Origin of the sequence: Polaribacter glomeratus, from assembly GCF_002954665.1 — a bacterium.
Classification (GTDB): Bacteria; Bacteroidota; Bacteroidia; order Flavobacteriales; family Flavobacteriaceae; genus Polaribacter; species Polaribacter glomeratus.
In genome coordinates, this window is the sequence record NZ_MSCM01000002.1 from 1,250,791 (window position 1) to 1,276,819 (window position 26,029).

The window sequence follows — 26,029 nt, forward strand, 5'->3', positions numbered from 1 at the left end:
TAAAAAAACCTACTTTAAAAAGTAGGTTTTTAATCTTAATTAATTATTGATTTCTTAGAAACCTAATTTTGTTTTTACTGCTCCAAATAGGTCATCTCCTTTAGAAACTAATAAACCTTTACCAACTGATGCATCTAAAACGTATAAAATACCTTTAGCAGCTGCAACCTCTTCAATAGCTTTTTGAGCCTTTTCGATAATAGGTTCTAATCCTTCTGCTTGCTTTTTTTGCATTTCTTGATAAGCAGTTTGTCTCAATTGTTCATATCTAGCTCTCTCTTGTTGAACTTCTTGAGCTCTAGTTTCATTAATTTCTTGAGTCTGAGCATTTTGTTCAGCAGTATACTTTTTCATTTTGGCATCTAATTTCTTTGCCATTCCTTCAATTTCATCTTGGTAAGTTTTACCAAGCTTTTCGATATCCTGCTTTAATTTTTTTGTTTGAGGCATTTCAGCTACTAATTTTTCAAAGTCAATATGACCCGTCTTTTGTGCATTTGCAACACCACCTAAACCCAAAGTAAACACAGCAATTAATAGTAACGTTTTTAAATTTTTCATTCTTGTTTTAATTTAATTATTATTCCTTTTTTGATTTAATTATTTTCTTTTTTATCTTCTTCCCTCTGTTTTCTTAGCGCTTCTTTTTTTTCTCTTAATATCTTTCTTTGTTCTTCTCTCTTTTTAATTAGAGCGGCTCTTTTTTCTGCAATAGCTTCTTTTTTTGCTATGTTATCTGCTACCCTTTTTTCAATAGCTTCTACTTTTTTATCTTTTGCCTCTTCTTTTAATTCTATTAGTTCTTTTTGTTTTTCTGTTAAATCTTTATTAGGAACTTCTGTCTTTTTATTCATCATTTCCTTCTTTTCCTCAGACAATCTAGTTCTGTCTATCGTTGATAAAACAAGTTCGCTAATATCGTATTTTTTATTTGAATATAGCATAACCAACTCGCTAGATTTATCAAATACAAAATCATATTTTTTCCTTGCTGCAATGCTTTGTATCGCATTATAAACTTGATCTTGAATTGGCTTTACCAATTGTTTTCTTACTAAAAACATGTCACCATTTGGGCCAAAATAAAGAGACTCTAATCTCCTTAACTCAACCTGTTTTATTTCAATTTCTTCTTCTTTTTCTTCAATTAAATCTTTTGTTAAAATTGCCTTTTCATTTGCCAAGTCAGATTTTAAAACTTCTATATGACGTGCTTGTTTGTCTAAATTATTTTTCCATTTAGCTACTTTAGCATCTAAAGTATTTTGAGCTTGCATGTATTCTGGAACATTTTCTAGAATATACTCCATGTCTATGTAAGCTATAATTTGACTTCTTTGCGACCAAAAAGTTGTTGCAGTAAATAAAAGAACGACTAATAAAAATATTTTTTTCATCTGTATAGTGTATTAGAAAAAACCGTGCCAAAAAAACGTTGACATTACAAATGCAAAGTTTTTCTAGAATTGTCTTCCGATAATAAAATGTGTTTGCCAACCAGATTTTTCTGTAAATCCTGGTAAAGGATCGAAACCATGCGCGAAATCTATACCTAATAAACCAAATGCAGGCATAAATATTCTTACACCTAATCCTGCTGAACGTTTTATTTCAAACGGATTAAATGATTCAAAATTGTCATAAGAGTTACCACCTTCTAAAAAACCTAAGGTATAAATTGATGCAGAAGGAGAATCTGTAATAGAATATCTTAACTCTAATTGAAATTTATTAAATATTGTACCACCTTCTGCAGATGATAATCTATTGTTTTCATAACCTCTTAAACCAACCGTTTCTCTACCGTCTAATTGAAACTGAGCAATACCATCACCTCCAACAAAATATCTTTCAAATGGATTTTGACCTAATTCAGAATTATAAAACCCTAAATATCCCATTTCGGCATTTGTCATTAATACCAATTTATCTGTAAAAGCAGTATACCATTTTCCTTTTGCGGTAAATTTATAGTATTCTAACCATTTATATTTTTCTTGAGTTTCTAAATTAGCATAATCTTTATCACTAAACAATGAATATGGTAATGTAGCCTTTACTGCAAAAGAAAACTCTGAACCATATGTAGGGAAAATTAAACTAGGACCTGCAGAGTTTCTGCTAAAAACAGCACTGTAAGATAGGTTGTTTAAGGTACCATTATTTAAAATATTTGTCCCTACTCTAAACCCGTAGTTGTTTAAATTAAAACTTTGGTAGCTTATAGTTTGAGATAACTGAAAGTAATCATCTGGCCAATTTAAACGTTGTCCTAAACCAACCGATGCTCCAATAATACCTAAACTTTGATTTTTATCTACGTCTCCAGTTTGAAAATTAAACTGATATTGGCTTGAAGAGTAAACAGAAAATGACAATGATTTTGGTTTTCTACCACCTAACCAAGGTTCTGTAAATGAAAAACTATAGGTATTAAAAGTTCTACTCGTTTGTAAACGTAATGCTAAGCTTTGACCATCTCCCATGGGCAATGGTTTGTAAGCCTCTCCATTAAAAATATTTCTGATAGAAAAATTATTAAAAGATAAACCTAAGGTACCTATAAAAGATCCACCACCATAACCACCTTGCAATTCAATTTGACTACCACCTTTTTCTACAACCGTAAAATCTATATCTGCAGTTTTATTTTGATAATCAGGCACTACATCTGGGGTTACATTCTGATCAAAGAAACCTAATTGACCAATTTCTCTAATAGATCTTATAATTGCGCTTCTACTAAATAAATCTCCTGGTTTTACTCTTAACTCTCTAAATATTACATGATCGTTTGTTTTATCATTTCCAGAAACTGTAACTTTTCTAATACGGGCTTTTTCGTCTTCTCTAATTCTAATTTCTACAGTTATAGAGTCGTTTTGCACTCTTGTTTCAACTGCGTTTACTTGAGAGAATAAAAAACCGTTGTCTTGATATAGGGTAGATAAATCGTCAGATGTTGGTTTTCCATCTCCTTTTACACGCTCTTTTAAAACTGCACCGTTGTAAACATCACCTTTATCGATCCTTAAAACTTGTCTTAATTGATCGTCTGTGTATTCTTTATTTCCAACAAATAAAATATCAGCAAACCTGTATTGTCTTCCTTCTTCTAAATCAATATTGATGTTAATTGTATTGTCATCATTCCAAGAAACTTCATCCTTTAAAATTCGAGCATCTCTAAAACCTAATCGGCTATACTTGTCTAAGATACTTTCTAAATCTTCTTGATATTCTTCTTCAATATATTTAGATCCTTTCCAAAAACGGCCAAAAAACTTTCTTTTGGTGTTAGACATCACTTTTCTAAGTGCCTTATTTGATAGTTTTTTATTACCAGAAAAAAGAATATCTTTAATTTTAATTTTAGAACCTTTATCTATGAACACTTTCATGTTAACAGTGTTAATGTCTGAAGTGTCATTTTTTACATCGAGGTTAACTTTTGTTTTTAGAAACCCTTTGTCTGTATATTTTTTGGTGATGTAGTTTTTGGTAGTTACAATTAAATTATCTGTAAGCATTGCTCCAGTTTTTAATTCAGCATCTTTTATAAGTTCTTTAGCTTTCGCTTTTTTTATACCAATAATTTTTACGTTGTTTAGTTGTGGTAGTTCTTGTACATCAAACTGCACATATACAGTCTGGCCATCTATTTTTGCTAAATAAACATCTACATTACTAAACTGTTTGCTTTCGTATAATTTTTTGATAGCACTTGTAAGTTTGTCACCTGGCAGTTTTATAGTTTGACCATCACGTAAACCTGTAAAAACTTTTACAGTTTCTTCGCTAAATTTTTTCAGCCCTGTAACGGTGATTCCGCCCAAAATATATTCTTTTCCTTTTTCGAAGGAGACATTACTGTTAAGAGTAGTATCTTTTTTTACAATCGATAAACTGTCTTTTTTTGTTTGTGCTGTAGCACTAAAATTAAAAAAAAGTGCAAAAAGCACTAATGTTGCAGAAAATAATTTCATGTAAACTTTATTCTGTAAGTTGTTCGCTTGTTTTTCCAAATCGTCTTTCTCTGTTCTGATATTCTATGATTGCATCATAAAAATGTTCTTGTCTAAAATCTGGCCAAAGTATATCTGTAAAATACAATTCGGCATATGCCATTTGCCATAATAAGAAATTACTAATGCGTTGTTCTCCACTAGTTCTTATCATTAAATCAACGTTGGGCAAATTAAATGTATATAAATGGTTATTTATAGTATTTTCATCAATATTTTCTAAATCAAGCTCTTTATTAACAACTTTTTTAGATATGTTTTTGATTGCTTTAACAATTTCTTCTCTAGAACCATAACTTAATGCTAAAGTTAAAATGATTCTGGTATTTTTTTTTGTTAGTTCGCGAACCTCTGCTAATGTTTTTTGGGCATTATCTGGTAAACTATCAATATTCCCTATTGCATTAACTTGTACCTCGTTTTTTTGAAATGTGGGAAGTTCTTTTTTGAGAGACTTAATTAGTAGTTTCATTAACGCATCTACCTCCATCTTAGGACGACTCCAGTTTTCTGTAGAAAATGCATAAAGAGTTATGGCCTCAACACCAATATCAGCAGCAGTTTCTATAGATTCTCTTACAGCTGTTAGCGCATTTTTATGGCCAAAAATTCTACTCATTCCTTTACCTTTAGCCCAACGACCATTACCATCCATAATAATGGCAACGTGTTTTGGTACTCTTAGTAAATCGATGCGTAGTTTTTTATCCATATATTATAGTCCGTTTGTGTAACAAGCTGGTCGTCCAAAAGTATAAATTAATGAAAAGCCAGTAAACATATACCAATCATTGCCGGTGCCACCAAAATTTAGTTTCGCTATCTTTTCATTATTATAATCTAAATCATCTTCAAAAGTATATCTAAATTTTGTTTCTAATGCAAAAGCAAAAGAACCAGCTAATTTAGATTTAAATCCTACACCAAACGGAACAGAAAATGAATTTTTCGAATTGTATTCATATTGATCTGGTTGTGGTTCGGAAGCTATGTATTTATAATTAAAAGCTGCTAATTCTAGAAGAATATAAGGTGTCCACGTTTTACCAGGTGATGATAAATCATATTCGTAAAAATTAAATTCTAAACCTACTGCCAACTCGTTTATTGTATTGTTAAAACTTAAACCCCTATCTCGTCTAAAATCTGTGTCTGCATCTAAATCATTTGCACTAATTGGTAAATAACTATAGGTTGCTCTTAATGCCATTCTTGGATTTTTATTGTACTTAAAAAACGCAGCTCCTGCAACTTTATTAGGATATATATAAGTGGTCCTGCCTATATCTCCAACATAATTAGCGCCCCCAACAGAAATTCCTATTTCATACACTTGTGCCAACGAGATACCCGTAAAGCTCATAAAAATTAGTAATAAAATATAGTTCTTCATCCCAAAAAATAGCGTGCAAATATATGTATTTCAATTTGCTTTAAAGAGTTAATAATCGGTCTTTTTTGAATAACAACTATTTTGATGTTTTATTGTAATTAGTTTGTTAAAGATTGGTTTCGTTTCTGGTGTCTTCTCCCCACAATAATTTACTTCTTAAAGTCTTTAAAAATGATTGATTGCTGGGTGTAATACTTTTAATGGTAAAATTAGCTTTTTCTATATACACTTTTGTGTTTTTTGGCACTGATGTAATTCTAGAATCTAGCGAGATTAAAAAGTCTTTTTCTCTAGAATCTATAGTAAGTTGAATACTAGTTTCATCAGAAATTACCATAGATCTTGCATTTAAATTATGAGGTGCAATAGGAGTAATGACTACATTTTTTGAACCAGGTGAAATTACAGGACCATTACAACTTAAAGAGTAGCCCGTAGAGCCTGTTGGTGTAGCAATTATTAAACCATCTGCCCAGTAATTTGTTAAATATTCCTTATTTAAGCAAGTTCTAACACCAATCATAGATGTAGTGTTTTTTCTTGCAATTGTAACTTCGTTTAAGGCAAAATTAAGTTCTTTAAATGGCGCTAATTCTGGCACCGTTTTTATTGAAAGTAGCGTTCTTTCTTGAATTGAGAATTCACCTTTTAAAATTTGTTCAACACTTTCTTTTATGTTGTTTTTGTTGATGGTTGCTAAGAACCCTAATCGACCAGTGTTAATTCCTAAAATAGGAATCCCTAAGTCTCTTATATATGTTACTGCTCTTAATATAGTGCCATCGCCACCTAAAGTAAAAAAGGCATCAAAAGAGGTGTTTAAATCAGAAAAATGAGAAAAAGTTGGGTATTTTTTCTCTAAAACATTGCCTTCTACTAATAATTTATAAAACTGCTTTTCAATTAAGCAGGTTATATTATTTTCAAGAAGAACATCCAATAAAATCTGAATTTCTTTCTCTGCTGAAATTGAATAGGATTGACCGTAAATTGCAACTTTCTTCATACTTATTAATTGTCTTTAAAAAACACTAGAACTAAGTTTTAATATAATCAGCTAAGGTGGTTACATTTCTAAGTATTTTTGCAAATATTCAGATCTATTTTTTAAATCTTCTAGATACATATCATTTTCGTGCGTAGAAATAATTTCGTAATTATATCTTCTAAAAGTATGCATCATTTCATTGAGTTCGTTGGATACTACTTTTAACGTTATTTGTACAGAACCATCTTTTCTATCAGAAATATAGATTCCTAAAATTTTACCACCGTTCGTTTCTACAATTTGAGTAACTTCACTCATAGAATAATCATTTTCTAATTTTTCTACAACTAAAGTTTCACTTTGTTCGAGCATAAAAGGACTTGAAGAAAAAACTTCTAAAACATCATTCAAATCATAATAGCCAATGTAATTTTTATCAGCATTTAAAACCGGAACAATCGATGCATTATTATCAGCAAAAATTTTTATCAATTCTAAAACTGTTGCTTTTTCTTCAGCAAAAAAAGAATTAAATAGATAACTATAATTTTCTAAAACATCTTCTTTGTTTTCTATAGTTTGTGCGTCATCCTCTGCAAAAGAGCCTAGTAAGATGTCATTTTCAACTACTGGAAAATGGGTTATTGGAAAGTTTTTAAATAGATTTTGTGCATTTTTTACACTGTCGTTTAAACGAAGTGCTGTAATGTCTTTTAATATGTAATCGTTTGTGTTCATTCTCTACGAATATAGGATAAAATGATTTAATGAGGTATCTTTGCAGTCTAATTTTATACAATGACAAAGTTAAGCGTAAATATTAATAAAATTGCAACTTTACGCAATTCTAGAGGCGGTAATGTGCCTAATTTATTAAAAGTTGCTGCGGATATTGAAGAGTTTGGTGCAAACGGAATTACCATTCACCCAAGACCAGATGAGCGTCATATTCGATATCAAGATGCTAGAGATTTAAAACTAATGGTTAAAACCGAGTTTAATATTGAGGGTAATCCTGTTAAATCTTTTATGGATTTGGTGTTAGAAGTAAAACCAACGCAGGTTACTTTAGTGCCAGATGCGGTAAATGCAATCACATCAAATGCTGGTTGGGACACCATTAAACATCAGGCTTTTTTGAAAGAAGTAATTGCTGAGTTTCAAAAAAACGGAATTAGAACTTCTATTTTTATTGATACGGATGCAAAGTTGATCGAAGCTGCTGCACAAACTGGTGCTGATAGAATTGAATTGTACACAGAATATTTTGCAAGCGAGTTTGATAAAGGGAATAAAAATGCGATAAAACCTTACACGGATGCAGCAATTTTAGCGCATAAATTAGGATTAGGAATTAATGCTGGTCATGATTTAAGTTTAGATAATATTAAATTCTTTAAAGAAAATATCCCTAATTTGGCCGAAGTTTCAATTGGTCATGCACTAATTACTGAAAGTTTGTATTTAGGTTTAGAGAATGTTGTAAGTATGTATTTGCATCGATTGAAGTAATATTTAGTAAGCAGTTTTTAGTTTCAGTTTGCAGTAGTAGTTCACAGTAACTCTGCGAATCTCTTTCGTTTTCTTGTTTAAATGCTGTGTAATAATTATAAGAACAAAAATGTCAAAAAACCCAATATTACATTCAATTATTCAAGGAGAAGGTTTTCCGTTATTAATTTTACATGGTTATTTTGGTGCAAGTGATAACTGGAAAACGCTGGGAAACCTGTTTGCTGATGATTTTCAAGTTCATTTAATTGACCAAAGAAACCACGGAAGAAGTTTTCATGCAGATGAATTTAATTATGAAGTCTTAGTAGCTGATTTGTATACGTATATTCAACATCATCAATTAGAAAAAATTTATTTAATTGGGCATTCTATGGGCGGAAAAACAGCGATGTTATTTGCTGTAACGTATCCTAATTTGGTTGATAAATTAATTATTGTTGATATTTCGCCTAAAGAATATCAGCCACATCATAACGCTATTTTAGCAGGTTTAAACTCGATTGATTTTGCAATTCATACTTCTAGAAATTTAGTTGATGAACAACTTGCTAACTATATTCCAGAACTTGGTGTTCGTCAATTTTTGATGAAAAACGTCTATTGGAAAGAAAAAGGACAATTAGATTTTAGATTTAATTTACAATCGTTAACAGAAAATAATTTTGAAGTTGGTAAACCTTTGCCTGTAGGTTTAATTTTTAAAAAACCAACCTTATTTTTAAAAGGAGAGAAATCTGGTTATATCATTTTATCAGAACAAATAATTATTGATAATTATTTCTCTAACAACAAAGTTGTAGAAATTTCAAATGCGGGTCATTGGTTGCATGCAGAAAATCCGAAGGATTTTTATGAAGAAGTTTGTGGGTTTTTAGGTTAATTTTATGGATTTTGTTAACGATTTAAATAAATACATGTTTTAAACGCGGTTATTTATTGTTGACTAAAATTTTAGTATTATCCAATCAAAAAGAACATTTATATTTCTATTTTAGTCTCTAGACAACATCCATTTCATGCCTTTGGCTTCGTTGTTAAAATTCATTGTATCAAACGGAATCATTTCAGTGGCTTTCGTTAATATACTGTTTACCGTAATTTGGTTAGCTACATGCTTTGAAGTAAGAATAGCCATTTTTGTGAGTTTCGATTTAACCATTTCTGGAAACCATACATCGTTTGTCCAATCCTGATCTCTCTGTGTAACTATTTTCATGTCTAGAACATTTGCAAACCATCCTTCAAGGTTATTATCGAACACTAGCTTTAAACCAAAATTTAATGCTTTTCTGTAATATTCGCTTTTCGAAAAACCCACCCAAACTATTTTTAAATACTTATCATCTTTATTCAAATAAATTTGCGCATATTTTTCATCAAAGGCTAATTCTTCCATAATATATCAATTTATTTTGCCAATGCACTTATAAAGTTCCATTAAGCTAGGATTGAGGTCAATTACTATTTTTAGTTTAATTTTTTTTTCAGCACGGGTGCGTTGTGGAAAGTTGCGTTTCTGATAACAATGAACTGACTACTGAAATTCAGAATTCTGCAAAAAAGCAATACACTTTTATTTGGGTTAAAAGTAGTAATTTTTCTATACAAGCTCTTTGCAAATTCGTGTTTTATTTTTTGGTTGTTATTGTATTCAGTTTTATCTAATTTTGAATTTAGTTTGTGTGAAAATTCTATAAATAAATTCAATTTCAAAAATCGCTAAATTTCGATAAACATTTCTTGTAGCTTTTTTTTTTAGTTTAGAAGCAAATTAAATTATTTTGATACTTTGTGATTTGGGAATAGGAAATTAAACTTGTTTTACATTTACTTTAAATTCAGGCGCTTCTACTAATTGAAAAGTTGCAGATGCAAATTTTACTTCGCCATTAGAACCCTCTATTTTTTCTAAAATACTTGTGAATAAAGCTGTCTTTGTAGCTCTTCGTTTTTTATAACTTACAACATATCGCAATGTAAATTCAATCCAATTATCATTGGCAATTAAAGATACCATAGGTGCTGTTTGGGCGTCTTCTAATTTATATTTTTGTTGTAAAACAGCCCATTCTTCTTTAGATTTCTCTGTTAAATTACCAACAATTTCTTTGCCACAATTTTCTAAAATTTCAGTTGCTTTTTTATAATTACTTCCAAACTGAACAGGTACTTTTATTTCATCCCATAAAAAAGGAAAGTCGCCACTGTAATTAAAAACGGGTTCTTTATACACAAAACTATTGGCAACTAACACAATTCGGCCGTTGTATAAATCGCCATCAACCCATTGGCCAGTTTCCATAATTGTTGTTCTTAAAACGCCAATATCCATTACATCACCTTTAATTCCGCCTAATTGTACTCTGTCTCCAGTTTTATAAAAACCGCCAAACATAATTGTAAGCCAACCCGCAAAAGATGCAATTACTTCTTGCAAGGCAAAAGCAATTCCTGCACCTGCAACACCTAATGCTACTGTAAAACCACCAAGTTTATCGCTAAAAGTAATTCCTATTAAAATGATTGTAAAAAAATAGCCTACAAAGCTTCCAATCTTTTTGGCTTTGTATCTATTATCAATATCATTAATTTTATTAAAGAGTTTTTTTTGAATTAATCTGATACTAAACCAAATTATGACAAGGCCAAAAATAATCGTTAATATTCTACTAAATAAAGGATTTGCATAAAGTTGTTCTATATTTTCCATATTTATGTTTTTAACGATAATACTAAAAAACTTAGTTTTTATCAGCTTTAGCTAGTAAAGTTCTAGAGCAAAAAAGTATTTTAAAATACTAGAAAAGCCACTATATATATATCTTATAATTCGGTTTGGTCTATAGAAGGTGCTTTCCATTTTATACTACCAACTTGTTTAGAGTTTGCTAATTTTGTAGATTTAGAGCTTCTTTTCATATCAAAAATCATAGCACCTGTCATAATAAGGCTTGTGCCAATAATTACAAATAAAAGAATACCAGGTTCAAAAGAGGCAATTTCTGCTTCTTTAGGAATTGCATAAAAAAGTAAAACGGTTATTAACCCACGTGGTGCAATAAATAATTGAGGTAAAATATCACTACCAATAAAAATTCTAAGTAAAATAAATCTTATAATATAAATAGATGCAATAATTAAAAGACTAATTAAGGCAACATTTAAATTGAAAAGTGATGTGATGGCAATTGTTAAGCCAAATATAACAAAGAAGAATGTTCTTACAACAAAGGCGGTTTCTAGTGTAATAATGTGCAATTCGTGGTAGATTTTATGAGCTTCTTTAAAATCAAGAAATTTTGCTAGCTTTCCGGCAAAAAATAGTTTCATATTAGCGATTACTAAACCAAAAATTAGAATTATAATAAGTGACGATAAATGCATTTTTTTACCAAGTGCATATAATAGTAACAGCACAGCTATTAATAAAAATAATTTTGCCTGGCTTTTAATTTTTTGAAAAATAATAATAATGGCATAACTAGCTATTAAAGAAATAACAATAGTAAGTAATATGTTTCCTGTAAAACCAATAACACCAGAATCTTCTGCAGGATTTAATTTACCGATTAAGAAGTAAAACATCATAATTCCCATAATATCAGAAAATGTGCTTTCGTAAATATGAAATTCTTTTTTGGTAACATTTAAAACACTAACACTTGGTATAATAATAGCACTAGAAAGTATTGATAAAGGTGTTGCGTAGAGCCAAGCAGACTGCATTGTCATGTCTGGTATAAAATTATATAAAATTAAAGCAGCTACCCAAGCAGAGCTAATTAAACCAATTAATGCAATTGCCATCGATTTTAAAATAGGCATTAGTTTTTCGCGCTTTAATTCTAGTTCTAAGGCCGCTTCTAAAACAATCATTATTAAACCAACAATCCCTAAAACTTCTAGTATCGGTAAAAAGTTTAAACTATCTGATGTAAAGTAGTTTAATGCGTATTGCAGACCAACGCCTAGTATAATAAGCATAAGAACTGCAGGTATATTTGTTTTCTTTGAAATTCCGTTAAAAATAAAAGAAATAATAATAATTAATGAAACCTCGATAATAAGGTTGTATGATGATAAAATTTCCATAAATTTTAATTTTTAGTCAAGCTAGTTGTTACGTTGTGTTGATTTAAATAAGCGATCAATGATTCCATTTTAGCCCCACTTTCTAGCGCAATTTGAAGTTGATGTATTTTTTGGTTTGGTATTTTTTTTAAGATTGGTTTGTTGTTGTAATCTATAATAGGATTTTCGAAAAGAAGATCTAGAACTGGCGTTGTTTTCTCTTGGTCATAAATATATATTGTTCTTCTAACCGAAGCACTGTCGTTTTGGTAAATACTAAAACCATTTTCGTCTACATAAGAGTAATTAATAAAACGATTGCCAACTTCTTCATTTATTACCACTCCAAAAAACATAAACTTACTTATGTCGCCTTTATATTTACCAGTAGAAATTGTAGAACCGATATTTACAAGCGGATTTATTTTGAATAAAACACCATATAAATATCGCTTAATATGTAAAAAGCTAATAATTAGAAATAGTAAAAATAGAACACCATGAACTTTATAGTTAATACTTACAAAGCTTAAAAGAAGTGTAAGTATAGCAACAGGTTTGTAAATTTCTATAACTTTATTTGTAATTAAATTAGATTTGTTTAGTATTGATTTTCTTTTAAATACATGTGGTAAAATTCGTAGCACTAGTATTAAAAAAATATAGATACCTATTAAGATTGCTATTATTGTAAAGAATTTAAACCAGGTAATAGTAGTTTCCATATTATAAGTTAATTTTAGCAGTTATAATTTTTGTAATATCATTTACCACAACAGGGTTTATAAATAAGTAACCATTAATATGTCTAACCAGTATTTTTACATTCATTAATCGCCTTAAAGCAGATTTAAAACCTGTATCAAAAGAAGTTGTTGTTACGTTTTTAATACCATATTCAGAAATAAAAGTAAATACGAGTGCTTGTTTGAGTATAATAATTTCTTCGGATGTAAAAAAATCTAGAAACTCATGATCTGATTCTTCATATAATACTGTTTGATTCTCTTCAACCGAAGTGTTAAAAGTCCAAGATTGAAGTGTATTACCAAAATTATAGTTGTTTTGTTTGCTAAGTTTTAGAGCAAGTATGCGAAGCTTATTGTTAGAAATGATTTCTAAATTTTTAGAAACAATATCTCTATGTGCAGCACCATGACGTAAAAGAATAGCATTTACTATTTCATTTTCATCTGCCTCATTAAGATTCATAACGTGGCTAAAAGCATTAGAGAAGCTTAACCTATTGTCTAAATGTTTCACCATCATTTGTGTTGTAGATGCCATAACAAAAGCATTATCAGATTCTGTTTCTATAAAGTTTAATAAAGCTCTAATATTACTAAGTAGGCTGTGTTTGTCATCTCTCCATAACTCTAAGTCATCAATTATAATAATAGGCTTTGTACTTTTTATATTATTATTTTTAACATAACTTAATGCCTCTTTTAAATTATTCGTTGTTTTAAACTTACGGCCGTCAATAGTTGCATTACTATTTGGTAATAACGTTACAATATCATTTCCAAAAAATTTATTGGCAGAGTATTCTATAAACGTACTTCTACCACTTAATCGATCACCAGTAACTAAAACCGATTTATTAAACCCTTGTTTCCAATGATCAAGTATAAGCCTTAGTTTGTAATCTTGATTTTTTCTAGGCACAAGAAATAAATCTCCAATAAACTTTTTATTTAGAAACAAAGAATCATAATGTGCACTTTCGTCTTGTAACATTCTGTGCGCAATACATTGTATAGACAGCTCTAAATTGGTTAAAGACTCGTATTGAAGCGATTTCTTATATTGTGAATTAAAATATGAAGCCCCTTTTTGAATGTTTTCCTTAATTTTTTTTAAAACAGTAATACTTTCAACATTTAGAGAAGAATTTAAAGTAACCTCTAAAAATGGTTTTCCAGCAATAAAATTACTAATAAGCAACTCGTTTTTTACATCTTCTTTTAGGGTATTTGATATAATTTTACTTTTTGCTTTAATATCACAAATCTCGTTTTCTAAATGAGACAAGGTGTTTAAAATTGTGTTGAATTTAGTTTCTTCTTGTCTTTCTTTAGAATGTTGTAAGCTATTTTTTAAATTAAGAAGGTTAAGATTGTATTTGTTAATTAGATTTGTTTCTAATCCAATTAAGTCCATGAATTTTGGCAGTATTTGATAATCAAACCATTTTTGAGTACTTTTTTTTAGATCAACCTCTCTAATTGTTAATAAACCATCTACAGTGTTTATTGGCATTTCAATTTTTTGCAATTGATTAATGTAATTATTTACACTGTCAGAGAAATTATATTGTTTATTTTCTGTAAGTGATTGCTGTGTTAATTGCTCTTCAACATAAGAAAGTACTAAGTTATAATCTTTATTATCTTTGGTGTTTTTTGATATAAGGTTTACATTATTACTTACCTTACTTACCAACATATCGTGGTCATTTGTTAAATCGGCTACAACCTTTTTTAGCTCATAAAAGGTTGTAATAGAAATAAAAGCTATTACTTTTTGGGTATCTATATTTTTAAGTTGACTTAAAATTGTTTCGTATTGAGAAGTATAAACTTCCCACGGATTTTTTTGTAACGAGATTGTACTCGCTATTTTTTTTAAAACACTTTTCTCGTCCCCTAATTTTACTTTTTTAGGAGTAAAAAGTTCTTTAAAATCAATTAGTTTAGTTTCTAAAATAGTTTTGGATTCTTGAAAGTGTTCAGAAATTTGTTCATCATCTAGACGATTTTCTTGCTTATAAATAGAAACTTTATTTAATTCTAAAAATACATCTCTGTGTAAAATTGTTACGGTCTTAAAGTCTTCGGCTAAAATATAGTTTACTAGATATATTTGTGATTCAGAATCATATTCTGTAACCTCATTTCCTAGCTTTATAAAACAATTAACAAGATTGTTAAACTCTATACTAATGAGTGATTTAAGCGCTAAACGGTCTTTAGTAACCTTAAGTTTTTCGTTATATAAATTAAGAACTCCTTCAAATTTAGATAAAATATTTTTATTAATATTAGAAGCAGTTTCTAAGTTCATATAATTAATTATTGTAAGAATTTGTAATCAAGATTTTTTAAAATAGTATACTAAAGGTTAGTGTATTTTAAAGTGCTAACACAATATAATAAAGATGTCACAGAAAAAATAGTAAAATTTAAATTATTTAATTAATTCTACTAAAGCCAAATAAGATTGATACTTTTAAGTTAATTCATTTTTAAGAGTATAACCAAACTATTTTTTAAAACTACTTTAAATAGAAATACTGTAGTTTTTGTTTTACCAAATAAGTTAGAAAGGCTATCTTTTAAAATTCAATTTTAGATTTAAATGGTTCAGACCATTTTGATGCTCTTCCAATTGCAGGTGTAATTGTAGCAAATACTTTTAGTTTTTTAGAAAAATGAGAACTCATTTTTGATAGTTTCCCTAATTGTAACTGCATTGGTAATTGTATTGTTTCGTTCTTTTTAACGACTAAAACTTTTTGAGAAGATACCCCAAGATATTCATCTTTTCTATCTAATGAAATAGGTATTACTTTACTTTCGTCCCAATTAGGTAAAATTAAAGGCTCATCTTCTTCACCGTGAATATCGTAGATAAAAGCATGTATATAGTACTCCATCTGAAGAGAAATATCTAAGTCATGAAACTCTAATTCTACAACAACAGTTAAATCATTAACAGTATCATTAACAACAATTACTTCTGGAATAGAAAGTAAGCGAACCGATATAATTTTTGACATGGTTTTAATTTTAGGGATTAATTATTTTTTAAAAGAACGATTAAACTTGTAGTTGTTAATTGCTTTTTACACACGAGACCATCTTAGTTTAAAATAGTTTTGTTTTTAAATAAATAAAAGGGCTTCTAAGCCCTTTTATTTATTTAAAGTTTATGAACTTTGTATTTGTATAATGAAGTGCTTTTAGGTTTTTGCGGATATAAATTAGAAAAATTATTATTTAATTCTAATTCTTTTTTCTTCATTTTATTTTAAACTATTTCTTTGAAAACACTTCTGTTCTTGAAGCGCTAATCTCAGAAGAAAATTTTCTAAAATTATCTTGAAAAGTAATATTTAAATCCGGTCCAGCAGTTCCGCCATTAGGGGTAAGCTTGTAGTCATTATTTCCAATGTTTTCCCAAGTACCATTTATTTGCACTGCAGTAGCACAATTTGTAGTAGATGATCCAGAAAATGTAGTTACTTTATATGTTCTATTCGCAGAAAATATATATTCTACTAATTCATCACAAATTATTTCTTCTGTTAGTTTACCATCTTGAACATAATAATCTAAATTCCAAGTACCAATCAAATCAGCAGAACCACCACCCATTGGGCCATCGTCATCCTTAGAACATGAAAAGATTAACACTAAAATACTTGCTGATAATAAAATTATTTTTTTCATAATTGTTTAATTTCTATTGTTTACTATTTATTAGAATTTTAAGTTGTAGCCAATTGCTATTTGGTTGTATTTAAAAGAGTTACGCATTGTGTAGTCTATATATAAGTTTTTATGAAGTACTGGTAATTTTGTACCTATAATCATATTATAAAAGCCAGTAGCTCCATTAACTAAATTTCCAAAACCTAGACCTGCTCCAGCGTAAGGTTTATACTTATCGCTACCAATTGAAATAGGATGTACAAAGTTACCAGATAATGCCCAAGTACTAGACTCTCCAAAACCTAGATATAATTCTGGCATAAATTCTATTTTTGTTTTTATAACGTCGTAATGCAATCGAACACCAAAATTAGCTGTTGATGCGCCGCCGTAATTAAAGCCTACCATTGTAGAAAAGCTATTGTATACTAATAAAGATTCATTAGCAAAAGTATTAATAGTTACTTCTCTTTCTGTCTCTATTGTAGGTTCTACAAGTACGGTTTGATTTTTATTTGTGTCTATTTTTTTGTTTAATACATCAATTTTATCAAGAATAACACCATTCATTTTATCAACTTGTTGTTTTTCATTTACATCATTAGAAGTGTTATTATCTAATTTTGTAGTTCCTTGAGCTTGTTTTGCATTAAGTTCTAATAATAGTTTTTCAAGTACTTCAACACGTTTATTTAACTGTTCTATTTTCTCATCTTTAATTGATTCATTAACCTTTGAAGGTGTAATGGTGTCTTTTTTCTTTAAAGAAGTAGTAGATTCGTCAAGATTGTTTATAATACGTTGAATAAGAGTTTCAAATTGTTCTGGACTCATTTGAATAAGTCTAGACTTTTCTACTGTATTTTCAACTTTTTTTACAGCTTCTTTTTCCGAAGTTTTAGTTGAAGTAGTAGCCATAACTTTAGCTTCTTTTTGTTGTTGCACTTCTTCTACAGCTTCAACTTCTCCAAGAGACTTGGTAACTTGTTTCTTTTCTTCTAATATTTGAACGGCTTTATCAACATCTTTAGCTTTGTAAGCTTCTTTTAGATCGTTTTCTAGAACTTGAATCTTAGATTGATAATCTTGCTTTAATTGCGCAATCTTGTTGCTACTTATAGTTTGTTGCACAGATATTTCTCTATCTAAATTTTCTCTGTAAACGGTGTTAGGAGCTTTAGATTTTGCACCTAAAGTAAATTTAAGTCCTGCGTTGTAGAAAATATGAGTTTGTATATCATCTGTATTAACAATGTCAGCAACATTTTCACCCGAAGTAATCATCGCTCTAGCGCCACCACTAATTAAAACATGTTTTCCCAAAGGGATGTTAAGTCCTAAACCACCTGTTGCAAATTCACCACCTTCAAGTACAGAAAAACTACCATCTGCATTTGCCATTGGCATATAATCACTACCAGGAGATAAATAACCACCACCCAAAATTAAGAAAGGTGTAACACCATTACCGTCGTTTAGGCGTGCTCTAAATTCACCACCATACATTGCCATTTTATCAAAATCTGTAGAAATATTTTCATTCTGTGTTGCTTGAAAATAAAATGCGCGAATTCCTATATATTCATTTAAATCTAAACCAGCAAAACCTCCTAACCAATAAGTGTCTCTAAATAACGAGCTACTATCAAAATCTGTATACGCTAAACCAGGTTCAATAACCCATTGTAAACCTTTAAAGCCACCTTTAAATCTTTGTAAATAAGCTTCGTCTAATTCTGATAAAATTCCAGGTCTTCTACCGCCTAGGTAAAATTGTAAAGAACCTTGTAAAGACCAGTTTGTTAATCTTTCATTCTCAAAATCAGCATCGGTAACACCAAAATCTGTTTTATTACCGTCTGATAAAAGATGCATACCAGAATTAAATCTATAAGTAGTATTTTTTGCTTCTAAAGAGAATACAATACGGTCAGATAATTTAAACTTAGTTCCTAAACCTAATGAGCCATAAACTTGTTCAAAGTCTCCAGAGTTTTCTGGGTTAATGTTTTGAACACCAGCACCAAGAGTAAGATAAGGTCTAATGCCTTTTGTGCCAAAATTAGCTTTAAATTCTCCACCCCAACGTGTTACAGTAACATTTTGTGAATTAAACAATGCATCGTCATAACCTGCAATACCAAAATCTTTAAAATTTGTTTTTAAATCTAAAGATTGTAAATAAATTGCTCTAAGTTCTACAAATTCTCCAAATCCAAAACCTAGCTTACCACCTACAAAGAGGTTATCTTCAAAACCAGCTTTATTGTCCCACCAAGTATACTCAGCAGCAGGAGATAGCGTAAAACTGATGTCTTTAACTTGCGCCTTACTAACTAAAATGGTTAGAAATAAAAGTGTTATTGTTATTTGTCTTGTTTTCATCATTAATTATTTTTTTTTAAATTTTATTCATGCTGTTCATTATTAATAAATTAGCTATTTAAAAAACGATGTTCTTGTTTTTTAAAATTCGGCCGCTAAAATATTAATTTTTTCATCAGCTTTTACAATATTTTTGGCTTCATTTTTAAGTTGCTGTATTTCAGCATTTTTTTGGAGCTCAATAATTTGTTTTTGCAATTTGGTAATAAGTACTTCTCTTTTTAAATCTTTCATCTTGTCCCAAATCATATAGACACCTAGAATAATAAACCCAAAAACTTGAAGTATTACTAAAGGCAGTGTAGAAATTATGCCAAACCCTAAATCAAAATCAAGAAATGTTGTAAACAAATCTATATTAAAAATGAATAGTAGAACATTAACTGCTAAGTAAATAAATATAATTATATATTTCATTTTAGTGGTTTTCTAATTCTTCAAGTTCTTTTAAAATAGCTGATAATCGGTTTTTGTTTGCTTCAAATTCTTCAACAATTTCTACAATGTTACTAGAGGTTAAAAAAGGTTTGTGTAAAGTGCCGTTTTCTAAATAATGATCAAATGAAATAACACCAAAACTGTGTTTAAGTTGTATTTGACGTTTTTGCAGCTTTGCTTCTTCTTTAAGTAATGTTTGCTTTTCTGTATAATCGTGTATTTTATCTGATGTTTCAGAAACTAACTCTGAACCAGCTACATAAGCCTTTGCTGATGTTTCTGCAACTTTACCACCTGCAACAGCCACTTTTTCACCTACATAAGACGCACCTTCCATTACATTTTCTGTAACATTATCTATAAGGTTTTTAAAAAAACCTTTTTTTGGCTTAGTAGTGCTTTCTTTTTCTGTGTTTTTATTTTCAGACGAACTAGTTTCTGTGGCACTAATCTCTATAATTTTATTTTCTGTACTATTATTTTCTGTACTCATTTTCTAAATTTTTTATATCTTAATTTCTTATGATTGTTGTTTTTTTGATTTTCTCATTTTTCCTACAAAATAAAATAGCACAAGAATTAAAGCGATAAGTCCTACAACAATAAGAGCCGTATTCTTCATTTTATCTTTTTTAGCGTTTTCTAAATCAGTTTTTTGCTTTTCTAACGCTGCGTTTGCTTCAATACTTTCTCTAATATTTAAAGCTGCTAACTCTTGCTTATTATATTGTTTTGTTTCAAAATTATTTTTATTACCAGAGTAATATTGAATTTGACCGTTAATTGAATCGCTTTCTTTTGAGTTTGTTTCTAAGTTTGAGGCTATTACTTTAAGTTGATCCATTAACCTGCCTTGTTCTTCTTTAGCGTACTCGTCAAATATTTGTTTAGCAGTGTAATTATTTCTAATTTTATTACCAAGAGATTTACGTTGCTCATCAATAGATGTTACTTGATCTTTTACATCTGCAATAGTAGTTTTTAAGGTTTTAACTTTTAAAGTTTGTTCTCTTATTTTTCCATTTATACCAGCTAAAAGTGAATCTACTACTTTAAAATCTTCTGGTGCAGCACCTTTAGACCACAAAGCACTGTGTTGCGCGTCATAAACAGTTTTTTCTTCGTTTAATAAACCAATTTTCTTTTCAGCTAATACCGTTTCTTTTTCTTGCAATACTAGTTGTTCAGAGGCATTTTCTCTTTGCCCTTTAAGTTCTGCTAATTTAGAATTAACACCTTCAATGCCTGGTGCAATTTTCTTAGCATTTACTTGTTCTAAAGATTTTTTAACTTCTGTTAATAACTTAGAAACTGAATCTTTTTTTCTATTAAGTATTGCTAATTTTTGTTTTGCTGATAACTGAGTGTTTTTTAAATCGCTTAATTTATCGCTTATATTGCTTATCGAATCTTTATAAGAAACAACTTCTACTTTTACCGTTTCAGTAGTTTGTTGCTTGCTTTTTAATTCTTCAAGACTATTTGATTTTGATTTTTGTTCTCCACAAGCCATCAATAAACTTAAAAAGAGAGCATACATTACATATTTTGTTTTCATCGATTAAATAATTTGTATAGTTACTCTTATATGACTGTAACTTTTTAAATAAGTCACTTAATAAAGTTATATTTTTGAAAAATATTTTATAAAGTGACTTTTAAGTCTTTTTACAGTCAAATAATTAAGTAACTATAAAACACAAGAAAATTGAAAACTAATAACCACCTTACAATTCTATTATTGCTTTTTTTATCACTATCGGGAATTACAACTAACGCACAACAAGTAGAGGTAGATAATTCTGAAAGTTTAATTGTGATGAGTGAAGATGATATTATCTCTTTAGCGAATACATTGAGAGAACTCAAAAAAAACTATACAACTAGCGTTTCTTCAAATAAAGCTAATACAGCAAACACCAAAATTAGCACTTTAGATAAAAGCATTTTAGAAGTAGCGTATTTAAAAAAGCAAATTGTTTTATTAGAAGCGCAAATAAAAGAGTATGAAACTGCTAAAAACAGCACAATCTCGAGTTCAGCAGCAATTAATAATACGAATAGTTTAAATCAAAGAGAACTAAATAGCATTAAGCAAGACATCAATCAGCTTAGAGATCTTATCAGTCAATTGGCAATTAAAACCAAAAGTGACCTTACTGTTATTGTGCCATCAACTCAACTTATTACTAAAACAGAAATAATGCCAGTGGTAACTAAAACAAAAATAGTGCCAGCTGTAACCAAGGCAGAGATAGTGCCAGTGTCAACAATTATTAAGGAGCAAATACCAACTGAAAACAAAGAAAATTTAGCGCTAAAAAAACAATTAGATAGCCTTACTGTTTTAGTTAAAAACTTTAAAGAGGCAGATTATACTAAAGATTTTAAGACTTTAGAAAACAGAATTGAAGAATTAAAGAAAGAATTAGCTTTAAAAGAAGTTGCACAACCTGTTGTGGATAAAAATTTAATAAATAAATACAAAGGATTTACTAAAGACATTTATTTTTCTAATAACTCTAAAGTTTTAAACGACCAAAGCACTAAAATAATTGATGAATTAAATGAAATTCTTACTAAAAATAATAATATAGATCTCGTTGTCAAAGGATTTGCTAGTAATAAAGGTGCAGCGTTGTACAACGAAAATTTATCAATGATGCGAACAGAATCTGTGAAAAAAGCATTGATTTTAAAAGGTGTTAATCCATTAAGAATTTTAACAGAATACCACGGTATAGATTACAATGCAAAAGCTGATAAAGCAAGAAGAGTTGAAATTTCTATAATAGTTAGATAATAATCGACACATATTTAATTTAAAAGAAGGCTACGAAATTATTTAATTTTTTAGCCTTCTTTCTTTGGATGAATTTAGCGAAATTTAAAGTTATTAATTTGTTTTACAAACTATTTTCACTAGATTTTAGCAACTATTTATTGTTCTTTTAAAGGTGGCTCATAAAGCAAAAAGACCTAAACTTGATGTAAGTTTAGGTCTTTTTGTATAAAAAATTAAGTAAACTTAATTGCCAATCTTTTTTGTTACAGGTTTCTTTATAGATGCCAAAATACCAACAATTACTCCAATCGCAAAACTACCAAGTATAATAAGTACTCTAGACATTGTTAATTTCCAGAATAAAAACTTAACATCGGTAACTTCAACATTTTGTATTGAAAATATTACGATAACGGTAGCAAATACAATTGCCAATACAGTTTTAAACTTCATAGAATTACTTTTTTATAATTTGCGATTTATCGTTTAAACCTTCAACTTTAATTTCTGGGTTTCCATAAACATAAATATCACTTTTACCTTTTGCATAGATATTTAAATCTTTGCTTGCATTTACACGTATTTTGGAAGAATCGGAAGCATTAATAACTGCACTCGTAGTCTTTAATTTTCTTGCATCAATATCCGAAGAACCTGTAGTAACAAGGTTTAAATTGTCGCTGCTACCTTTAATACTCATATCTGATCGTTTGTTCAATGCTAAATTAAAATTATCTGTAGAAATACTTCCTTTTAAATTAGCGTTGTCGTTTAAAGTCATAGTAGTTTCTTTACTATTTAATTTTAAATCTCCCTTAGCGTTACCATTCATTTGTAGCCTTAAATTATTCGATTTAATATCTAAATCAAAATCAGAACCATCTAAACTTATCAATTCTACATCCTCTAATTTTAAATTATTTTGACCTTTAATTTTAGCATTTTGACCAATAGTAACTTTATTAAGTGATAAAAAGGTTACATAAATTTCTAATTTTTTGCTTGATACAATATTGCTGGTTGTTGAGATTTTTAATTTTCCGTTAAAAACCTCAAAACGAATAACTTCTGCTAAATTCGAGTCTGTTTTTAAACGATACCCTTCAGAGTTTGTTTGCATTAAGGATACTTCTAATCCATCTGTTACCTCTAATTCTGTGTAGCTGTCTAAGTCTTTGTAAACTTCAACTACATCTTTATTTCCTTTAATTTTTTGTTTTTTCTGTGCAGTTATTGTTACAGAAAGTAATAGTAATACTGCTATTGTTATTGTTTTCATTGTTTAAATTTTATGTTAAAAAAGTGATTATTATTATTATTATTATTATTTGTGATCTTATTTTTCTCGTACTTTAAAAGTATTTGTTTTAATTATAATTGATAAAATTTAAACTAAACGCTTTAGAAAATCCTTTTTAATTAGTATTTTTTTCTTTTTTCTTTATTACTATTTTGCTAACAACCTCCTTAATAGGTATTACAATTTCATCGCCATTTGAAACTTGAACACTTAAGCAAATATTATCTATAGAAATAATTTTACCAGAGATATCGCCAATAGTAATTAATTGTCCTATTTCGAAATTGCGTTTAGAGTAAAATGAAAAAAGTAAACTGTTAATAATGTCTTTAGAGCCTAAACCAAACCCAATTACAACAGTTGTTAATAAGCCGCCTAAAATTAATGTAAGATTGTTTGTAATTAAGTCTGTGTTAACACCAGCTTGATTCATTGCCGTAACTGTAATTGTAACAATAATTATATAAAACACGAAGCTGCTAATAATTGAACCTCCTTGTAAATCAAAAGATTCAAACAAACCTTTAATTGTTTTTTTGATAAAATTAGCAATGTATAAACCAATCATAAATAAGGTAATTGCGCTAAATAATTTAGGTAAATAACTTAATAATTTACCTATTTCTATAGATACAATCTCCCAGTTCATTATATCTGAAGCTATAATTAAAAAAACTAAAAAAAGCACCCATTTTACAAAACCAACAATTACAGAAGTAACATTAAATTTTAAATCTGTTTTGCCAAATAAATTTTTTTCGTTGATGACTTCTGTTAATTTATCAACCTTAGAAAACTTTAAAGCTCGTTTTAAAAGAAAGGTTACTAATTTTGTAAGTATCCAACCAATCATTAATATTAATATTGCAAAAAGCACTTTTGGTGCAGCTTCTGCAATGTTATGCGCCATTTGGTTTAACGACGTCATTGTTAAATTTTTAATATCACTAATTGTTTCCATTTTTGTTACTTTTAAATTTATTGATTATTCTTTCTTCTTTTTTTCAAAAAAGGTCTTCGCTGCTTTTGGATAATTGAACATAAACAAATTTGCCACTTCTTGAAACAATTTTATTCTTGCAATCTCAGACATGACTTTTACTTTAAAATCGCTTGGCGTTTCTTGAGGCGGATGTGCAATTTTTTTAAATGGGTTCTGTTCTTCCATTACTTAGTCTTTTAAATTATTGTAGGCTATTATTATTCTTGCTTTTGCTCTTTTAAGCCTCATCTTTACAGCACTTTCGTTAATTTCTAAAATATCCATAATATCTTTTATAGAAAAATCGTCTTGGTATTTTAATAATAGTATCATTTTATCTTCTGGTGCTATAATCTCTAATGCAAGCTTTAGTAAATTTTCTCTCATTTGAAAAAGAGAATAATCTTCTGTTTCTTCTTGAAAAGCATTCAAGTCTTCAAGTTCCATCTCATTAGAACTAACTGTTTTTATCACATTTTTATTTACATAATCTACACACATATTATAAGTTAAGGAATACATCCATGTAGAGAATTTTGATTTACCTTGAAAAGTTGATGATTTTTGATACAATTTTACAAAAACGTCTTGCGCCAAATCTTTAGCTTCTGCATTTGTTTTTGTAAAACCATAACATTTATTATAAACGATGTTCGAGTATCTCTCGTACAAAACTCCAAAGAGTAAGTCATTTTTAGTTTCATTTATTTGTTGCACAAGCTCCTCGTCTGTTAAATCGTGGAACGCATTTTTATTTTTCAAGGGTTTAAAAATTAGTTACAATTGTTTGACTGTGTTTTTAATAAAAAGTCACTTTAAATTTAATTAATAACATAGGTTTTCTGCTGTTTTTTAGAAAACAGGATGAATTATTTTAAAATATTTTGAACAGATTACTCGTATAAGAAACTACATTCATCTATTTTTTAATTGATAAAGTTTTTTAAAGGGTAGCCTTTTTAGCTCGATATAGCAATCAAAGGCATTAAAAGAAACTTCTAAAAAGGCTGTCTTAAATTTAGTCTTTTAAAATTAAAATAGCTACAATAATAGGTAAATGATAGATTTAAAAATCAAATAAAAACGGACTATAATTAACCTATACCTTACTTTACAATAAAAAGTTAATGAGGTTGTCATGATTGTTTTAGTTTTTAATTACTCTAAAAACAGAAGTTTATGATAATAATCTTGTGTTTGATAATTAGTCTAAAAATGAATCTTAACTTATTTTTAAGAAGCAATTTTATTTAAATATAAAATTACAATGCTTTAATAAAACAACCAAAAACTATAATAATTTACACTTTTAAAGAATCGACAATTTTTTGTAAAACTTCTGCGGTTATTGGTTTTGTTACAAAATCTGAAATTTCCTTAAAGTTTTTTGATCGTTCTAAATCTACAGGGTCAATTGACGAAGTAACCATATAAATGATTATCTTTTTGGCAATTTGGGGTGCCAATTTTGTGTATTCTTCCATAAACTGAAACCCATTCATAATGGGCATATTAATATCTAAAAAAATAAGATCTGGCAGTTTTTCTGGGTTTTGCTTGTTTTCATTTATAAAATTATAAGCTTCTTCACCATCAGGAAAAGTAATTATATTTTCTGTTAGTTTCTTTATTTTTAATATCCTTTGCATAAAGAATTTATAAACTTCATCATCGTCTATAATACAGATACTTTGATTTTGTAGCATAATTT

Annotated in this window: 27 protein-coding genes; 3 read left to right on the forward strand and 24 right to left on the reverse strand. The window is 28.8% G+C overall.

The annotated features are described in order from the left end of the window. Positions 1 to 54: 54 nt before the first annotated feature. The 7 genes from BTO16_RS15545 to BTO16_RS15575 form a co-directional block, all read right to left on the reverse strand. A complete protein-coding gene (locus BTO16_RS15545; protein WP_105022563.1) occupies positions 55 to 561 on the reverse strand; it encodes an OmpH family outer membrane protein in 507 nt (168 codons plus the stop codon). Positions 562 to 596: 35 nt separating this feature from the next. Beyond that, positions 597 to 1,397, reverse strand: a complete 801-nt coding sequence (locus BTO16_RS15550; RefSeq protein ID WP_105022564.1) for an OmpH family outer membrane protein — start codon at positions 1,395 to 1,397, stop codon at positions 597 to 599. A 63-nt stretch (positions 1,398 to 1,460) separates the two neighbouring features. After that, on the reverse strand, positions 1,461 to 3,986 hold the full coding sequence (gene bamA, locus BTO16_RS15555; RefSeq protein WP_105022565.1) for an outer membrane protein assembly factor BamA: 2,526 nt from the start codon (positions 3,984 to 3,986) through the stop codon (positions 1,461 to 1,463). A gap of 7 nt (positions 3,987 to 3,993) precedes the next feature. Further along, positions 3,994 to 4,737 (reverse strand): isoprenyl transferase, encoded by a 744-nt coding sequence (locus tag BTO16_RS15560; protein WP_105022566.1) that lies wholly within the window; start codon positions 4,735 to 4,737, stop codon positions 3,994 to 3,996. 3 nt (positions 4,738 to 4,740) lie between these two features. Further along, positions 4,741 to 5,418: a type IX secretion system protein PorG gene (gene porG, locus BTO16_RS15565; protein WP_211298241.1), complete on the reverse strand. Its 678-nt coding sequence runs from the start codon at positions 5,416 to 5,418 to the stop codon at positions 4,741 to 4,743. Positions 5,419 to 5,524: 106 nt separating this feature from the next. Then, the gene (locus tag BTO16_RS15570) at positions 5,525 to 6,424 is read right to left on the reverse strand and encodes an NAD kinase (RefSeq protein WP_105022567.1); all 900 of its coding nucleotides are present in this window, start codon (positions 6,422 to 6,424) and stop codon (positions 5,525 to 5,527) included. Positions 6,425 to 6,484: 60 nt separating this feature from the next. Next, positions 6,485 to 7,144 carry a CBS domain-containing protein gene (locus BTO16_RS15575; RefSeq protein WP_105022568.1) on the reverse strand — a complete coding sequence of 220 codons (660 nt, stop codon included), beginning with the start codon at positions 7,142 to 7,144 and terminating at the stop codon, positions 6,485 to 6,487. A gap of 60 nt (positions 7,145 to 7,204) precedes the next feature. Between BTO16_RS15575 and BTO16_RS15580 the strand changes: the two genes are divergently transcribed. Both BTO16_RS15580 and BTO16_RS15585 read left to right on the forward strand, forming a co-directional pair. After that, positions 7,205 to 7,918 carry a pyridoxine 5'-phosphate synthase gene (locus BTO16_RS15580; protein ID WP_105022569.1) on the forward strand — a complete coding sequence of 238 codons (714 nt, stop codon included), beginning with the start codon at positions 7,205 to 7,207 and terminating at the stop codon, positions 7,916 to 7,918. A gap of 109 nt (positions 7,919 to 8,027) precedes the next feature. Continuing rightward, complete coding sequence (locus tag BTO16_RS15585; RefSeq protein WP_105022570.1) at positions 8,028 to 8,801, forward strand: alpha/beta fold hydrolase; 774 nt, start codon at positions 8,028 to 8,030, stop codon at positions 8,799 to 8,801. A gap of 111 nt (positions 8,802 to 8,912) precedes the next feature. On the opposite strand, the gene BTO16_RS15590 is transcribed toward BTO16_RS15585, so the two are convergent. The 11 genes from BTO16_RS15590 to BTO16_RS15640 all read right to left on the reverse strand — a co-directional run bounded on the left by BTO16_RS15590 (position 8,913) and on the right by BTO16_RS15640 (position 20,809). Continuing rightward, on the reverse strand, positions 8,913 to 9,317 hold the full coding sequence (locus tag BTO16_RS15590; protein WP_105022571.1) for a hypothetical protein: 405 nt from the start codon (positions 9,315 to 9,317) through the stop codon (positions 8,913 to 8,915). 414 nt (positions 9,318 to 9,731) lie between these two features. Next, positions 9,732 to 10,631: a mechanosensitive ion channel family protein gene (locus BTO16_RS15595; protein WP_105022572.1), complete on the reverse strand. Its 900-nt coding sequence runs from the start codon at positions 10,629 to 10,631 to the stop codon at positions 9,732 to 9,734. 113 nt (positions 10,632 to 10,744) lie between these two features. Further along, complete coding sequence (locus tag BTO16_RS15600) at positions 10,745 to 12,013, reverse strand: cation:proton antiporter domain-containing protein (protein ID WP_105022573.1); 1,269 nt, start codon at positions 12,011 to 12,013, stop codon at positions 10,745 to 10,747. 5 nt (positions 12,014 to 12,018) lie between these two features. Continuing rightward, entirely contained in the window at positions 12,019 to 12,717 is a 699-nt protein-coding gene (locus BTO16_RS15605) for a hypothetical protein (RefSeq protein WP_105022574.1), read from the reverse strand. Position 12,718: 1 nt separating this feature from the next. Then, positions 12,719 to 15,058, reverse strand: coding sequence for a hypothetical protein (locus BTO16_RS15610; RefSeq protein ID WP_105022575.1), 2,340 nt, complete (start codon positions 15,056 to 15,058; stop codon positions 12,719 to 12,721). 271 nt (positions 15,059 to 15,329) lie between these two features. Beyond that, positions 15,330 to 15,773, reverse strand: coding sequence for a hypothetical protein (locus BTO16_RS15615; protein WP_105022576.1), 444 nt, complete (start codon positions 15,771 to 15,773; stop codon positions 15,330 to 15,332). A 256-nt stretch (positions 15,774 to 16,029) separates the two neighbouring features. Further along, positions 16,030 to 16,446 carry a lipocalin-like domain-containing protein gene (locus BTO16_RS15620; RefSeq protein ID WP_105022577.1) on the reverse strand — a complete coding sequence of 139 codons (417 nt, stop codon included), beginning with the start codon at positions 16,444 to 16,446 and terminating at the stop codon, positions 16,030 to 16,032. 30 nt (positions 16,447 to 16,476) lie between these two features. Further along, entirely contained in the window at positions 16,477 to 18,816 is a 2,340-nt protein-coding gene (locus tag BTO16_RS15625) for a hypothetical protein (RefSeq protein ID WP_146105418.1), read from the reverse strand. Positions 18,817 to 18,894: 78 nt separating this feature from the next. Continuing rightward, the gene (locus BTO16_RS15630; RefSeq protein WP_105022579.1) at positions 18,895 to 19,230 is read right to left on the reverse strand and encodes a hypothetical protein; all 336 of its coding nucleotides are present in this window, start codon (positions 19,228 to 19,230) and stop codon (positions 18,895 to 18,897) included. 1 nt (position 19,231) lies between these two features. Beyond that, a complete protein-coding gene (locus tag BTO16_RS15635) occupies positions 19,232 to 19,744 on the reverse strand; it encodes a hypothetical protein (protein WP_105022580.1) in 513 nt (170 codons plus the stop codon). 27 nt (positions 19,745 to 19,771) lie between these two features. Further along, the gene (locus tag BTO16_RS15640; RefSeq protein ID WP_146105419.1) at positions 19,772 to 20,809 is read right to left on the reverse strand and encodes a coiled-coil domain-containing protein; all 1,038 of its coding nucleotides are present in this window, start codon (positions 20,807 to 20,809) and stop codon (positions 19,772 to 19,774) included. Between the two features lie 150 nt (positions 20,810 to 20,959). Between BTO16_RS15640 and BTO16_RS15645 the strand changes: the two genes are divergently transcribed. Continuing rightward, on the forward strand, positions 20,960 to 22,054 hold the full coding sequence (locus tag BTO16_RS15645) for an OmpA family protein (protein WP_146105420.1): 1,095 nt from the start codon (positions 20,960 to 20,962) through the stop codon (positions 22,052 to 22,054). A 225-nt stretch (positions 22,055 to 22,279) separates the two neighbouring features. Here BTO16_RS15645 and BTO16_RS15650 read toward each other — a convergent pair whose 3' ends face one another. From BTO16_RS15650 to BTO16_RS15675, 6 genes are all read right to left on the reverse strand, one after another. Next, positions 22,280 to 22,489, reverse strand: a complete 210-nt coding sequence (locus BTO16_RS15650; RefSeq protein ID WP_105022583.1) for a lipopolysaccharide assembly protein LapA domain-containing protein — start codon at positions 22,487 to 22,489, stop codon at positions 22,280 to 22,282. Between the two features lie 4 nt (positions 22,490 to 22,493). Then, entirely contained in the window at positions 22,494 to 23,315 is an 822-nt protein-coding gene (locus BTO16_RS15655; RefSeq protein WP_105022584.1) for a head GIN domain-containing protein, read from the reverse strand. A 136-nt stretch (positions 23,316 to 23,451) separates the two neighbouring features. Next, positions 23,452 to 24,297: a mechanosensitive ion channel family protein gene (locus tag BTO16_RS15660; protein ID WP_105022585.1), complete on the reverse strand. Its 846-nt coding sequence runs from the start codon at positions 24,295 to 24,297 to the stop codon at positions 23,452 to 23,454. Between the two features lie 24 nt (positions 24,298 to 24,321). After that, positions 24,322 to 24,504, reverse strand: coding sequence for a hypothetical protein (locus BTO16_RS15665; RefSeq protein WP_105022586.1), 183 nt, complete (start codon positions 24,502 to 24,504; stop codon positions 24,322 to 24,324). A 3-nt stretch (positions 24,505 to 24,507) separates the two neighbouring features. Continuing rightward, entirely contained in the window at positions 24,508 to 25,080 is a 573-nt protein-coding gene (locus BTO16_RS15670) for an RNA polymerase sigma factor (RefSeq protein WP_105022587.1), read from the reverse strand. Positions 25,081 to 25,619: 539 nt separating this feature from the next. After that, entirely contained in the window at positions 25,620 to 26,024 is a 405-nt protein-coding gene (locus BTO16_RS15675) for a response regulator (RefSeq protein ID WP_105022588.1), read from the reverse strand. Positions 26,025 to 26,029: the final 5 nt, after the last annotated feature.

Excerpts from the sequence above, each read along its gene's own strand:
- BTO16_RS15545 (WP_105022563.1), bottom strand. The coding sequence starts at position 561 with ATGAAAAATTTAAAAACGTTACTATTAATTGCTGTGTTTACTTTGGGT.
- BTO16_RS15550 (WP_105022564.1), bottom strand. The coding sequence starts at position 1,397 with ATGAAAAAAATATTTTTATTAGTCGTTCTTTTATTTACTGCAACAACT.
- bamA (WP_105022565.1), bottom strand. The coding sequence starts at position 3,986 with ATGAAATTATTTTCTGCAACATTAGTGCTTTTTGCACTTTTTTTTAAT.
- BTO16_RS15560 (WP_105022566.1), bottom strand. The coding sequence starts at position 4,737 with ATGGATAAAAAACTACGCATCGATTTACTAAGAGTACCAAAACACGTT.
- porG (WP_211298241.1), bottom strand. The coding sequence starts at position 5,418 with ATGAAGAACTATATTTTATTACTAATTTTTATGAGCTTTACGGGTATC.
- BTO16_RS15570 (WP_105022567.1), bottom strand. The coding sequence starts at position 6,424 with ATGAAGAAAGTTGCAATTTACGGTCAATCCTATTCAATTTCAGCAGAG.
- BTO16_RS15575 (WP_105022568.1), bottom strand. The coding sequence starts at position 7,144 with ATGAACACAAACGATTACATATTAAAAGACATTACAGCACTTCGTTTA.
- BTO16_RS15580 (WP_105022569.1), top strand. The coding sequence starts at position 7,205 with ATGACAAAGTTAAGCGTAAATATTAATAAAATTGCAACTTTACGCAAT.
- BTO16_RS15585 (WP_105022570.1), top strand. The coding sequence starts at position 8,028 with ATGTCAAAAAACCCAATATTACATTCAATTATTCAAGGAGAAGGTTTT.
- BTO16_RS15590 (WP_105022571.1), bottom strand. The coding sequence starts at position 9,317 with ATGGAAGAATTAGCCTTTGATGAAAAATATGCGCAAATTTATTTGAAT.
- BTO16_RS15595 (WP_105022572.1), bottom strand. The coding sequence starts at position 10,631 with ATGGAAAATATAGAACAACTTTATGCAAATCCTTTATTTAGTAGAATA.
- BTO16_RS15600 (WP_105022573.1), bottom strand. The coding sequence starts at position 12,013 with ATGGAAATTTTATCATCATACAACCTTATTATCGAGGTTTCATTAATT.
- BTO16_RS15605 (WP_105022574.1), bottom strand. The coding sequence starts at position 12,717 with ATGGAAACTACTATTACCTGGTTTAAATTCTTTACAATAATAGCAATC.
- BTO16_RS15610 (WP_105022575.1), bottom strand. The coding sequence starts at position 15,058 with ATGAACTTAGAAACTGCTTCTAATATTAATAAAAATATTTTATCTAAA.
- BTO16_RS15615 (WP_105022576.1), bottom strand. The coding sequence starts at position 15,773 with ATGTCAAAAATTATATCGGTTCGCTTACTTTCTATTCCAGAAGTAATT.
- BTO16_RS15620 (WP_105022577.1), bottom strand. The coding sequence starts at position 16,446 with ATGAAAAAAATAATTTTATTATCAGCAAGTATTTTAGTGTTAATCTTT.
- BTO16_RS15625 (WP_146105418.1), bottom strand. The coding sequence starts at position 18,816 with ATGATGAAAACAAGACAAATAACAATAACACTTTTATTTCTAACCATT.
- BTO16_RS15630 (WP_105022579.1), bottom strand. The coding sequence starts at position 19,230 with ATGAAATATATAATTATATTTATTTACTTAGCAGTTAATGTTCTACTA.
- BTO16_RS15635 (WP_105022580.1), bottom strand. The coding sequence starts at position 19,744 with ATGAGTACAGAAAATAATAGTACAGAAAATAAAATTATAGAGATTAGT.
- BTO16_RS15640 (WP_146105419.1), bottom strand. The coding sequence starts at position 20,809 with ATGAAAACAAAATATGTAATGTATGCTCTCTTTTTAAGTTTATTGATG.
- BTO16_RS15650 (WP_105022583.1), bottom strand. The coding sequence starts at position 22,489 with ATGAAGTTTAAAACTGTATTGGCAATTGTATTTGCTACCGTTATCGTA.
- BTO16_RS15655 (WP_105022584.1), bottom strand. The coding sequence starts at position 23,315 with ATGAAAACAATAACAATAGCAGTATTACTATTACTTTCTGTAACAATA.
- BTO16_RS15660 (WP_105022585.1), bottom strand. The coding sequence starts at position 24,297 with ATGGAAACAATTAGTGATATTAAAAATTTAACAATGACGTCGTTAAAC.
- BTO16_RS15665 (WP_105022586.1), bottom strand. The coding sequence starts at position 24,504 with ATGGAAGAACAGAACCCATTTAAAAAAATTGCACATCCGCCTCAAGAA.
- BTO16_RS15675 (WP_105022588.1), bottom strand. The coding sequence starts at position 26,024 with ATGCTACAAAATCAAAGTATCTGTATTATAGACGATGATGAAGTTTAT.